General features: G+C 71.4%; 11 protein-coding genes. 8 read left to right on the top strand and 3 right to left on the bottom strand.

Annotated elements, in window-relative coordinates; genetic code table 11:
* Positions 1 to 14: 14 nt before the first annotated feature.
* Positions 15 to 884 (bottom strand): HAD family hydrolase, encoded by an 870-nt coding sequence (locus tag MB1_RS18885; RefSeq protein ID WP_218000277.1) that lies wholly within the window; start codon positions 882 to 884, stop codon positions 15 to 17.
* A gap of 116 nt (positions 885 to 1000) precedes the next feature.
* On the opposite strand from MB1_RS18885, the gene MB1_RS18880 reads away from it, so the two are divergent.
* The 3 genes from MB1_RS18880 to MB1_RS18870 all read left to right on the top strand — a co-directional run bounded on the left by MB1_RS18880 (position 1001) and on the right by MB1_RS18870 (position 4537).
* The gene (locus MB1_RS18880) at positions 1001 to 1699 is read left to right on the top strand and encodes a CPBP family intramembrane glutamic endopeptidase (protein ID WP_066911016.1); all 699 of its coding nucleotides are present in this window, start codon (positions 1001 to 1003) and stop codon (positions 1697 to 1699) included.
* On the top strand, positions 1696 to 3228 hold the full coding sequence (locus MB1_RS18875) for an RNB domain-containing ribonuclease (protein ID WP_066911013.1): 1533 nt from the start codon (positions 1696 to 1698) through the stop codon (positions 3226 to 3228). Before MB1_RS18880 ends, MB1_RS18875 begins: the two co-directional genes overlap by 4 nt.
* 184 nt (positions 3229 to 3412) lie before the next feature.
* A complete protein-coding gene (locus MB1_RS18870; RefSeq protein WP_157084161.1) occupies positions 3413 to 4537 on the top strand; it encodes a serine hydrolase domain-containing protein in 1125 nt (374 codons plus the stop codon).
* A 59-nt stretch (positions 4538 to 4596) separates the two neighbouring features.
* On the opposite strand, the gene MB1_RS18865 is transcribed toward MB1_RS18870, so the two are convergent.
* Together MB1_RS18865 and MB1_RS18860 are read right to left on the bottom strand one after the other, a co-directional pair.
* The gene (locus MB1_RS18865) at positions 4597 to 5391 is read right to left on the bottom strand and encodes an N-acyl homoserine lactonase family protein (RefSeq protein ID WP_066911010.1); all 795 of its coding nucleotides are present in this window, start codon (positions 5389 to 5391) and stop codon (positions 4597 to 4599) included.
* Entirely contained in the window at positions 5388 to 6812 is a 1425-nt protein-coding gene (locus MB1_RS18860) for a purine-cytosine permease family protein (protein WP_218000276.1), read from the bottom strand. The genes MB1_RS18865 and MB1_RS18860 overlap by 4 nt, the downstream gene beginning before the upstream one ends.
* Positions 6813 to 6946: 134 nt before the next feature.
* Between MB1_RS18860 and MB1_RS18855 the strand changes: the two genes are divergently transcribed.
* From MB1_RS18855 to MB1_RS18835, 5 genes are all read left to right on the top strand, one after another.
* Positions 6947 to 7330, top strand: a complete 384-nt coding sequence (locus tag MB1_RS18855; protein WP_066911006.1) for a sterol carrier family protein — start codon at positions 6947 to 6949, stop codon at positions 7328 to 7330.
* Between the two features lie 110 nt (positions 7331 to 7440).
* On the top strand, positions 7441 to 9000 hold the full coding sequence (purF, locus tag MB1_RS18850) for an amidophosphoribosyltransferase (RefSeq protein WP_066911003.1): 1560 nt from the start codon (positions 7441 to 7443) through the stop codon (positions 8998 to 9000).
* Between the two features lie 165 nt (positions 9001 to 9165).
* Complete coding sequence (purM, locus tag MB1_RS18845) at positions 9166 to 10260, top strand: phosphoribosylformylglycinamidine cyclo-ligase (RefSeq protein WP_066911001.1); 1095 nt, start codon at positions 9166 to 9168, stop codon at positions 10258 to 10260.
* 10 nt (positions 10261 to 10270) lie between these two features.
* The gene (locus MB1_RS18840) at positions 10271 to 11428 is read left to right on the top strand and encodes a BTAD domain-containing putative transcriptional regulator (RefSeq protein WP_066910998.1); all 1158 of its coding nucleotides are present in this window, start codon (positions 10271 to 10273) and stop codon (positions 11426 to 11428) included.
* A gap of 68 nt (positions 11429 to 11496) precedes the next feature.
* The coding region (locus MB1_RS18835; protein ID WP_245650260.1) for a serine/threonine-protein kinase at positions 11497 to 12410 on the top strand (914 nt) is incomplete at its 3' end.

Raw genomic sequence — 12410 nt, 5'->3', positions numbered from 1 at the left:
GCCGCCCGACCCGGCTACCGCGGAAACCAGCGGCGTAGCTCCACGGCGGCGCCGTCCTGCTCGACCGGCAGGGTCACATCGTTGGCCGCGGCTTTCACGTCGGCCGGGGCGTGGCCCATGGCGACCCCGCGGCCGGCCCAGGCCAGCATCTCGATGTCGTTGTTGCCGTCGCCGATCGCCAGGACGTCCGCGGCGTCGATGCCCATCCGGTCGACCACCCACTGCAGCCCCTCCGCCTTGCTGACCCCCTCCGGGGCGATGTCCAGCCAGGCGGTGTAGCCGATGTAGTAGTTCGTGCCCTGCAGTCCGAGCCGGTGGGCCAGCGCGACGAAGTCGTCGTTGGTGGCGTCGGGGTCGCGGATGATCACCCGGCTGACGTGATCGCCGATCAACTCGTCGAGATCGGTGACGGTGATGTCGCCGTCGAGTTCGCCCGGCGGGAAGTGCCGATTGACCCGGAAGCCCACGCCGTGCTGCTCGACGGCCACCGCGACTCCGGGCCGATGTTCCATGACCAGGCGCACCGCCGCGCTCGCATCGAAGGTCCGCTCGTGGATCAGTTCCATCGGCGGGTACCGCACGACGACCGCTCCGTTGGAGGACACGATGTGCAGCCGCGGAATCCCCGGCGCGGTCAGGCCGATCAGGTCCGCCACCCGCGTCATCGACATCGGCGAGCGGCCGCTCGCCAGCACGATGGGCACCCCGGCGGCGACGATCGCGTCGATCGCCGACTGCACGGCGGGACTGACGTGATCGGCGGAGATACCCGTCGCGAAATCGGGGATCAACAGGGTGCCGTCGATGTCGAGGGCCACCAATTTCGGCGTCCACCCGTCGACGGCCGGGGCGGCTGAGGTCGGTACTGCGATCGGCTCGTTCACGTTGCCATGCTTCCAGGTGTCCCCGATATGCCGCTGCTCGGCAATCGGACAGGTCCTGCCCACCCGGTGAACAACGCTGCCGATAGGCTGCCGCCGATGGGAACGAGGACCGAGAGATGACCCCCCGCGAGACCAGCGCCCTGCAGAACACCGCGGTGGCCGCGGCGAGCGCCGCCGGCATGATCGCCTGGAATTCGTACGTGCTGCCGCTGGTGCCCGCCCGCCGGCGCGCGGCGGCCAACGTCGCCGCCGCCGTCGCGACCGTGGCGCTCGCCCGTCGCCGCTTCTCCGCCCGCGAGCTGGGCCTGGTGTGGTCGCCGAGCGTGGCCCGCGCGTCGGCGATCGCCGCGCTGGCCCCCGCTCCGCTGTGGGTCGCCTCGGCGATCGCCGCCCGGCGCGCCGAGGACCACGTCCGGCTGCCCGACGATCTGATCCATCCGGCGGAGTGGCTCGCCTGGCGCATCCCGGTCGGCACCGCGATCTCCGAGGAGTTGTTCTTCCGCTCGGTCCTGCACGCCCTGGATCGGCCGGCGATCTCCGCCGCCGCGTTCGGGATCTGGCACGCCCGCCTCGCGCACACCACCGGCGAACCGGTCGCCGCGGTGGTAGCGGCGACCACCGCCGCCGGGGTCATGTTCGACCTGGTGCGGGCCCGCACCGGCAGCGTCGTCGTGCCGATGGTGCTGCACGCGTCGATCAATCTCGGTGGGGCCGTTGCGGTTCTGCTCGCGGAACGTTCCCGTGGCCGTTCCGACGCCGATCCCGAGGAGGATGCCGAGGCGGCGACAACCCCGCTCGGTACCGTGGGCGGGTGATCCGACGGTCATTGCGCGCAGGGGTCGGGGTGCCGGTACGGGCACTCTCGCCGGAGTTCGAACGGCTCCGGGCGGAGCTGTCCATCCCCACCGGCTATCCCGAACCGGTGATCGCCGAGGCGACCCGGGTCGCGGCGATCGCACCGGGCGACCTGCCCGGCGGCCCGCGCGACGACGACCGCGATATCGACTTCGTCACCATCGACCCGCCGTGGTCGGTCGACCTCGACCAGGCCCTGCACCTGTCGCGGCGCGGTGACGGCTACCTGGTGCGATACGCGATCGCCGACGTCGGCGCCTATGTGCGGCCCGGCACCGCGCTGGCGGTCGAATGCGGTGAACGCGGCCTGACCTTCTACGGCCCGGACGGTCGCTTCGGGCTGCACCCGCCGGTGCTGTCCGAGGACGCCGCGAGCCTGCTGCCCGACCGAGACCGCGCCGCGATCGTCTGGTCGATCGGCCTCGATGCCGGCGGCGAGATCACCGACGTCGCCGCCCGCCGCTCCCTGGTGCGCTCCCGTGCACAGCTGAACTATCCCGCCGTCCAGGCGGACCTCGACGCCGGCCGCGCCGGTGCGATGCTCGAACTGCTCCCGGTGATCGGGGACCTGCGCACCGACCGGCAACTCGACCGCGGCGGCGCCTCCCTGGAGATCCCCGAGCAGGAGGTCAACGTCGACGATCGCGACCACTACGTCCTGACCTTCCGCTCCACCCTGCCGGTCGAGGACCACAACGCCCAGATCTCGCTGCTCACGGGCATCGCCGCCGCGCGACTGATGCGGCAGATCGGCGTCGGCATCTTCCGCACCCTCGAACCGGCGCGCACCGCCGACCTCGAACGGTTGCGCGCGGTCGCCGCCGCTCTGCACCTCGACTGGCCCGCCGACCAGCCCTACGGCCGGTTCGTGCGCACCCTCGACACCGCCAACCCGGCCCACTCCGCCTTCGCGCAGGAGGCGACCGGGCTCTTCCGCGGCGCCGGGTACACCGACTTCGTCGACGGCGCCCCCGACAATGCCCGGCACAGCGCGATCGCCGCCGAGTACGCGCACGTCACCGCCCCGCTGCGACGCCTGGTCGACCGCTTCGGCCTGGAGATCGCGGTCGCCGCCACCGCCGGCACCGAGGTCCCCGCGTGGGTGCGCGAGGGGCTGCCCGCGCTGCCGAAGGCGATGGCCCGCGCCGGCGCCAAGGCCGGCTCCTACGAGCGCGGCGGGGTCGACCTGATCGAGGCGTTCACCCTCGCCGATCGGCTGGGGGAGCGCTTCGAGGGCGTGATCGTCGAGCGGGCCGCCGCCAAGGCCGGCCGCAACGGCACCGGGAAGGGCGCCGCGAAGGACGGCGGCACGGACGGGGCCGCCGCGGCGGAGGTGGATCGCGGTGCGGTGGTGATCCCCGACGACGCCATCCGGGCGCGCGCGGTGGCCGCCGACGGCGCGACCCTGCCGTTGGGCGAACAGATCCCGGTCACCCTGATCGAGGCGGACGTCGCGAGCCGGGCGGTCGTCTTCGAGTACCGGCCGTAGTCGCGGGCCCTCCGCCGCCGGTCCGGTGGGCGACACCGCCCGCGGTGCACCGGGTTCCGGTGGCGATCACCGACGGGACACCCCGCCGACACCTCGACGGTCTTGACTGGCGGGCGGGCCCGCTCGGCTGCCATTCCACCCCGAGGCGAGCCGCCCCACCCGATCGACCCGGACGGAGGAACCGGTGACCGCGCCGACCGTGACCCGACACCACCTCGGGAACACCGTGTCCCCGAAACTCGACGGACGGTTGACCCGGGTCCTCGAGAGGTACGTCGAACGCGGCGGCCGGCGGCGGGCGATGGTCCACATGGTGGACGGCGCGGGCGCACGCCGCTGGTCGGCCGCGGTCGCCGACGTCCCGCTCGACCCGACGGCGTCGTTCTTCATCGCGAGCGTCACCAAGCGGTTCGTGATCACGCTGGTCCTGCAGGCCTGCGAGCGCGGCGAGATCGAGCTCGCCGCGCCGATCGACCGGTATCTGCCCGCCGAGGACCTCGCCGGGCTGCACGTGCTGCGCGGCGTGGACCGCACCGGCGAGATCACCGTGCACCACCTCGCCGGTCACACCTCCGGGCTGCCCGACTTCTTCGACAAGCGCACCGACGGAACCGATCTCGAGAAGGACCTGGTCGCCGGCCGCGATTCGAGCTGGACCTACCGGGAGCTGCTCGCGGTCACCCGCGACCGGCAACATCCGCACTTCCCGCCGCAGGACCTCACCGCCTCCCGGCCGAAGGCGCGCTACAGCGATACCGGCTTCCAACTGCTGATCCGCATCCTGGAAACCGTTACCGGCCGGACCTTCGCGCAGCTGCTCGCCGAGCGCATCGCCGAACCGCTCGATCTGGCCGGCACCTACCTCCCGCGCGCCGCGACGGCGTCCGATCCGGCGCCCACCGACATCTACGGGCCCGCCGGCCGCGTCGATCTGCCGGGCATGGTGGCGTCGAGCAACGACCTGGTCTCCACCACCGATGACCTGCTCGTCTTCGAGCGCGCCCTGGTCGCCGGTCGGCTCTTCCGCGGCGCCGAGACCGTCGGGCTGCTCACCGACCGCACCCATCGGCTGCGCAATATCCCGATCCTGACCTACGGCCTCGGCACGATGGTGTTCACCGCGCCACCGGTGATGTCCGGGGGAGCGCGCCCGCTGCGGCTGATCGGCCATTCCGGGGTGACCGGCAGCTGGCTGTTCTCCTGCCCCGCGCGCGACGTGCACCTGGCCGGGACCGTCGACCGGGTCGGCGACAGCTCCGCCCCGTTCGCGCTGATGCTGAAGCTCTTGCAGGTGTGGGGTTCACACTGATACGCGGCATATGACCGGTGGCGACATCCGGCGTGCGGCCGGATGTCGACCGTGACCGCTCAGCGATGTCCTCCCGGTGGATGCCAGGCGGCCCGCCAGACGATCGGATCGTGACCGGGCATCAGTCGGGCGTCGAACCGCTCGGCCCGATCGAGCAGCAGGCGGGTGGATTCGTCGGCCCGCTTCTCGTCACCCGGCGCCGCGCAACTGCCGCATCGTGTGGATTCGTGCAGGTTGGCGGCCAGATCGGCGGCGTCGGCGGCAAAGATCCAGGTACCGGTCCCGGGCAGATCCACCTGGAACGACTGGTGGCCCGGGGTATGGCCGGGGGTGGGCAACACCGTCACCCCCGGGGCGATCGTCTCCATCCCGTCGAGGAGCCGCCAGTCGATGTCGTGACCGAGGTAGTCCTCGCGCTGGAACGCGACGTCCACCTCGGTTCCGGCGGCCGCCTGCTCCTTGCCGAACGCGAGCTCCGCGCTCTGGATGGCGATCGGGACACCGGCGGCGGCAAGGGCGGGAATCCCGCCGGTGTGGTCGAGGTGCAGGTGGCTGATCACCGCCAACGCGATGTCCTCGATCGCGATGTCCACCTCCTGCAAGGCATGTGCGAGCGGTTCACCGGGCGGACCGGTCGGGTGCTGATCGGCCCCGTAGATCGCCGTGAGCAGGTCGGGGTTGTCGAGCGAGCGGCGCCCCAATCCGGTGTCCAGCAGGATCGGTCCCTCGGAGGTCTCGACGAGCACGCCGAAGACCGGCTCGGTGAGCACCCGTGGTCCACCGCCCGGGATCGACAGCGACTTCGGCACGAACTCGGTAGCCAATTGCAGGGCGTACCACCGCATCGCCGTCATGACGCGGCCGGCTCGGTGGGCTCGGACGTCGGGTGCCCCCACCAGCGGTGCAGCCCGACCGCCGCGATGAACGCGATGGCGAAGCCGACCAGGAAGGTCAGGTCACCGATCTGCGGCCAGTGCGCGGGGATCGGTCCCACGTAGAGGGTCTGGTTCGAGAACAGCCAGATCGATATCCCGGCGCCGAGCAGCATCGCCACCGGTCCGGACGGGTTGCGGTAGCGCGAGGACGAGTAGTGCGCCGGATCGGAGCTGTGACGGCAGGTCAGTTGATCGGCGAGGATCACACCGAGCCACGGGCCGATCCAGTACGCGGTGACCAGCAGGAAGTTCTGGAACGAGTCGATGTGGTCGAGTCCCACCGCCGCGATCGTGATGCCCACCACAGCGACGATCACCGCCAGCGTCGCGCGCAGGAAGCGGGTGGGCAGGTTGATGCCGAGGGCCGCGAACGACAGCGAACTCGAATAGAGGTTGATCGCGTTGGCGGAGATCGCGCCGAGGCAGATGCCGAGCAGCGTCAGCGTTCCGAGCCATCCGGGCAGCAGTCCGGCGTAGGAATCGGTGGGGGAGGCATGGTCCCAGGCGGCCACCCCGACGGCGGTGACGGCGGCGGCCCCCGCGAGTTGCAGCAAGGTGGAGGACAGGAAGTTGCCCGCCGCGGCGAAGTAGCCGGCCGATCGTGCCTGGTCCGGACGCAGGTAGCGGGTGTAGTCGGCGGCCAGCGGAGTCCACCCGGCCGTGTACCCGAACGAGGCGGCCATCGCGATCCAGAAGGCGCCCGGCAGGGGCTCGGCCGGCGCACCGGGGTCGGCGGCGGCGAAGACGACCGCACCGCCGATCAGGAAGATCACCAGGAGGAACGGAAAGGCGATCGTCTCGAACAGGTGGATGACATTGTGGCCGAGAAACGCTATGCCACAGGTGATCACGCCGGTGATCAGCAGGCAGGTCAGCGTGTCGAGGCCGGTCAGTCCGGACAGGGCCAGGGCACCGCTGACGCTGTTGACGGCGAACCAGCCCATCCCGGCGACCGTCGCGTTGAGTCCGGCCGGCAGCAGGTTGCCGACGGCGCCGAAGGCGCGCCGTCCGATCATCATCTGGGACAGGCCGGTTTTCGGGCCCAGTGCCGACAACAAGCCGTGGGCCAGGGCGGCGAGACCGTTGCCGACGAGGATGGCGGCCGCGGCCTGCCAGAAGTCGAGGCCGAAGTAGAGCACGCCGAGCGCCCCGACGAAGATCGTCGCGAATTCGAGGTTGGGCGACGACCACGTCAACAACAGCTGGGCGGGTCGGCCGTGGCGTTCATCGAGGGAGATGCGTTCCGCGCCGCCGGACTCGACGGCAAGGGGCGAGCCCTGGCCGCCCGGATCGGTGGGAGCGGCATCGGTGGTGGGGATCGTCGGTCGATCGGTGGACACGGTGGCCTCCCGGAGGGCGTCAGCCAAATATCTGTCAGTCGATAGTTAATCGAGTGATCGTTACCGGCGTGTATGGGCGGCATTGCGAACCGCGGCAATTGTCACTTCGCCCCGTCGGCGTACCGTCTACGCCTGTGCCGGCACAGAAAGCGGTCGACCCGCAGGAACTTCGCGACGCGGTAGCCGCGGTGGCGCCCTGGTTGGACGACGAATCCGCCGCACCGGAGCGCGGCGCCCTGGCGGCGGCGGTCCGGATGAGCGTGCGCACCCTCGCGCAGATCGCCCCCGGACACAGTGTCGAGGTGCGGGTCCCGCCCTTCGTCGCGGTCCAGTGCATCGCCGGACCGCGCCATACCCGCGGTACCCCGCCGAACGTCGTCGAGACCGATCCGCGCACGTGGTTGCTGTTGGCCGCCGGTTACGTCGCCTTCGAAACCGCAGTCCGGGACGGCCGAGTCGACGCCTCGGGTTCACGCGCGGGGGATATCGCCGGTTACCTGCCGTTGGTGCGATTGTGAGGTAATCGGCCCGTAACACGGGGGTTCGATCCCCTGCGGCGATGGCATCGCGTGCCGATCGGCCCTAGACTGGATGAGCATCCCAAAACCGGCCCTCAGGGAGCTCTCGCGTGTCCACAACCGAATCCGCATCCCCCGCGCAGCCCGGAGATCACCAACGGCAGCCCGAAGCCGAAGAACGGGAACCTCGGGAGGAGTGCGGCGTATTCGGCGTCTGGGCTCCAGGCGAAGACGTCGCCAAGATGACCTACTACGGCCTCTACGCCCTGCAGCACCGCGGCCAGGAAGCCGCGGGCGTCGCGGTGGCCGACGGCAAGAAGGTCCTGGTGTTCAAGGACCTCGGCCTGGTCAGCCAGGTTTTCGATGAGCAGACCCTCGCGGCCATGCCCGGCCATGTCGCGATCGGGCATTGCCGCTACTCGACCACCGGATCGACCACCTGGGAGAACGCCCAGCCGATCTTCCAGACCACCAAGGCGGGCAGCAGCGTCGCCCTCGGGCACAACGGCAACCTGGTCAACACCGCCGAACTCGCCGAGCGGGCCCGCGAGGCCAAGGCCGGCAGCGTCCTGTCCGATGCCTCCTCCGACTCCGACATCCTGGCGATCCTGTTGGCGCACGGTGCCGCCGATTGTTCGATCGAGCAGGCCGCGATGGAACTGTTGCCGACCGTCCGCGGCGCCTTCTGCCTGACCTTCATGGACGAGAACACCCTCTACGCGGCGCGCGACCCCTACGGCGTGCGCCCGCTGTGCCTCGGCCGGCTCGAACGCGGCTGGGTGGTCGCCTCCGAGACCGCGGCCCTCGACATCGTCGGCGCCGCCTTCGTCCGCGAGATCGAACCCGGCGAACTGCTGGCCATCGACGCCGACGGGGTGCGCTCCTCGCGCTTCGCCCCGCCGGAGCCCAAGGGCTGCGTCTTCGAGTACGTCTACCTCGCCCGCCCCGACTCCACCATCGCCGGCCGCTCGGTGCACGCGACGCGGGTGGAGATCGGTCGGCGCCTGGCCATCGAGCATCCCGCCGACGGCGACCTGGTCATCCCGGTCCCGGAATCGGGTACGCCCGCCGCGATCGGATACGCCACCGGATCCGGGATTCCCTATGGTCAGGGCCTGATGAAGAACGCCTACGTCGGGCGCACCTTCATTCAGCCGTCCCAGACGATCCGTCAGCTGGGTATCCGGCTCAAGCTCAACCCGTTGCGCGAAGTTATCCGCGGCAAGCGCCTTGTGGTCGTGGATGATTCGATCGTGCGCGGCAATACCCAGCGAGCCCTGATTCGGATGCTGCGCGAAGCCGGCGCGGTCGAGGTGCACGTGCGGATCGCCTCGCCGCCGGTGCGCTGGCCCTGTTTCTACGGTATCGACTTCGCCTCGCCGGCCGAGCTGATCGCCAACGCCTCCGGCGGCGGCGTCGACATGGTCGAGTCGGTGCGGCGGGCGATCGGCGCCGACACCCTCGGTTATGTCTCGGTCGACGGCATGGTCGCCGCGTCCGAGCAGCCGGCCTCCCGGCTCTGCCGCGCCTGCTTCGACGGCGAATACCCGATCGAACTCGCCGAGCAGCACCACATGGGCAAGAACCTGCTCGAGGGACTGTTCGGCAACACCCCCGCCGGGCAGCCGGCCACCACCGACGACAACGTCGATGCGCTGAGTCGACCCTGATCCGACCCCCTCGGGCGCCGGACCGACCGGCCCCCGATGTCGATCGTGTCGATCCCGCCGGGTGACCGGAGCCGACCCCTCGGGGCGATGGCCGCACGATCGGGGTCGGGTACGGTTGGGAAGTCACAAGCGGGGACGCGGGCGTAGAAGCGGAGATATGTACGGATGACCGACCACAGCAACGAGTCGGATCTGGTCCCCGGCGGTGGGGCCACCTACGCGTCGGCAGGCGTCAGTATCGAAGAGGGTGAACGCGCCGTCGGGCTGTACGGCCCGCACGCCGCCCGCACCAAGCGCCCGGAAGTCCTCGGCGGTCTCGGCGGATTCGCCGGACTGTTCGCGCTGCGCGACAAGTACCGCGAACCGGTCCTGGCGTCGTCCACCGACGGCGTCGGCACCAAGGTGGCGATCGCCCAGGCGCTCGACAAGCACGACACGATCGGCCGCGACCTGGTCGCCATGGTGGTCGACGACCTGGTGGTCTGCGGCGCCGAGCCGCTCTTCCTGCAGGACTACATCGTCGTCGGCAAGGTGGTGCCCGAGCGTGAGGCCCAGCTGGTCGAGGGCATCGCCGACGGCTGCGTGCTCGCCGGATGCGCACTACTCGGCGGGGAGACCGCCGAACACCCCGGGCTGATGGGGCCGAACGACTACGACGTGTCCGGGACCGGCGTCGGTGTCGTCGAAGCCGACGAGGTGCTCGGCCCCGACCGGGTACGCCCCGGCGACGTCATCGTCGCGATGGGCTCGTCCGGCCTGCACTCCAACGGGTACTCGCTGGCCCGCAAGGTGCTGCTCGACCTCGGCCACATGTCGTTGACCGGGCATGTCGAGGAGTTCGGCCGCACCCTCGGCGAGGAACTGCTCGAGCCCACCCGCATCTACGCCAAGGACTGTTTGGCGTTGATCGCCGACGCCGATGTGCGCACCTTCTGCCACGTCACCGGCGGTGGCCTGGCCGCCAATCTCAGCCGGGTTCTGCCCGAGGGCCTGCACGCCGAACTCGATCGCGGTACGTGGAGCCCGGCGCCGGTCTTCTCGATGATCGCCCAGCGTGGCCGCGTCGATCGCGAGGAGATGGAACGCGCCTTCAATATGGGCGTCGGCATGGTTGCCGTCGTCGCCCCGGAGGACGTCGATCGGGTCCTGGCGATCCTCACCGCGCGGCACGTCGCGTGCTGGGTGGTCGGCAATATCCGGCGCGCCGGTTCGTCGGAGGTCCCGGGCGCCGAACTGGTCGGCGAGCATCCGCGGTTCTGACCGTCGTGTCGTGACCACACCGGACGTCGATCTCCGCATCCTCGGCCCCGTTCAGCTGCTCGTCGACGGGCAACCCCTCGCCGTGGGCGGCCCCAAGGTGCGCGCCCTGCTGGCCGTCCTGGCCATGCAGCCCGGCCGGGCGGTCTCGGCCGGCACGCTCGCCGACGCGCTGTGGGACGGAGAACCGCCCGCCGACGAGGTCGGCAGCCTGCAGGTCCTGGTGTTCAACCTGCGCAAGAAGCTGCGCGCCACCGGTCTCGACGCGCCCGCGGTCCTGCGCACGGTCGCGCCGGGGTACAGCCTCGAGCTGCCCGCCGGATCGATCGACCGCACCCGCTTCGACCGCCTGCGCCGGGACGCCGTCGCCGAGGTCCGCGGCGGCAACCACGAGCGGGCCGCGGAGATCTTCCGGGACGCGTTGGGGCAGTGGTCCGGCGACGCCCTCGCCGACCTGCGCGGCCTGCGGTTCGCCGACGAGGCGGCCGCCGCCCTGGACGAGGAACGCGGACAGACGCTGATCGCCCGGATCGAAGCCGACATCGCCTGCGGGCGGGCGGCGAGCATCGTCGGCGAGCTGGTGGCGCTCACCGCCGAGCAGCCGTTGAACGAACCGCTCTGGGCGCAGCTGGTCACCGCGCTGTACGTGGTCGGCCGCCAGGCCGATGCGTTGGCGGCCTGCGCGCGGCTGCGGGCGGTCCTCGCCGACGAACTCGGTATCGAACCGAGCCGCCGGCTGGCCGAGTTGGAACTGACGGTGCTGCGCGGCGAACCGGTCGCGTCGACCGGGCCGCTGGTCGTGGTCGGCCCGCCGGCCGCGACGCCGGCGTCGGAGTCCGGGTCGATCGCGGCGTTCTCGACCACGGTGGTCGACGGCGTCTCCGGACCGCGGCGCGGGCGGCTGCTGGTCGACGACGGCCGCGCGTTGACCATCGGCGACGAGCGGGTGCGGATCGGCCGCATGCCGGACAACGAACTGATGCTCGACGACCCCCGGGCGAGCCGGTATCACGCCGAGATCTTCGTCGGCCGCTTCGGGGTGACCCTGCAGGACCTCGACTCGACCAACGGCACCCTGCTCAACGACACCCCGGTCCGAGCGCGCGCCTTCCTCAGCGACGGCGACGTCATCTCGATCGGCGACGTCGACATGCGCTTCGAAGCGAGCTGAGCGGCACCTTTCGACACCGCCGGCGGTCGGTGGTTGCGGTATCTTGCCCCGGAGTGGAGGAGGCTCGGGTGCCGCTGGAACCGGGGGACGTCTTCGCCGGCTACCGCATCCTGCGCCGGGTCGGTGTCGGCGGAATGGGCACGGTCTACCTCGCCGAACATCCCCGCCTGCCGCGCCGCGACGCGCTGAAGGTGCTCGCCGCCGACCTCGCCGAGGATCCGCAGTTCCGCGCCCGCTTCCAGCGCGAGGCCGCCCTCGCCGCCCGCCTGGAACATCCGCACATCGTGTCGGTCTACGACTGCGGTATCGAGGGTGATCGGCTGTGGATCGCCATGCGCTACGTCGACGGGATCGACGCCGCGGAGCTGGTCGGCCGCAGCCCCGGCGGCATCCCGATCGAGCGGGCGGTCGGCATCATCGACGGCGCCGCCCGCGGCCTGGACGCGGCGCATCGCCGCCACCTGCTGCACCGCGACGTGAAACCGGCGAACATCCTGGTCGGTACCCGCGACGACGGCTCCGACGACGTGCGGGTGGCCGACTTCGGTATCGCCCGAACCCTCGACGAGGCCGGCGGCGCGACGTCGACCGGAGCGACCCCGGCGACGCTCGCCTACGCCGCACCCGAGCAGTTCGACAACGGCCCCCTCGACCATCGGGTCGACGTCTACGCGCTCGGCTGCACGCTCGCGCACCTGCTGACCGGCGCCCCGCCGTTCGCCGGGCGTTCGACGGCCGCGACCATCCACGCGCACCTGTTCGAGCCGCCGCCGCGGGTCTCCCTGCTGCGGCCGGGTCTACCGCCGGCGATGGACGACGTGATCGCCCGGGCGATGGCGAAGGACCCGAATCGGCGCTTCGGCAGCTGCGGGGAACTGGCCGCCGCGGCCGCGGCAGCGCTGCGCCACCCCGCCGGCAACGGGGTGCCCGCGAACCCGGCGGCCCCGCCCGGGCCGCACCCCGGGCCGTGGCTCCCATCCGG

This window comes from Millisia brevis NBRC 105863, assembly GCF_001552615.1.
Lineage (GTDB): Bacteria > Actinomycetota > Actinomycetes > Mycobacteriales > Mycobacteriaceae > Millisia > Millisia brevis.
This window is presented reverse-complemented; position numbering and strand designations above follow the sequence as displayed.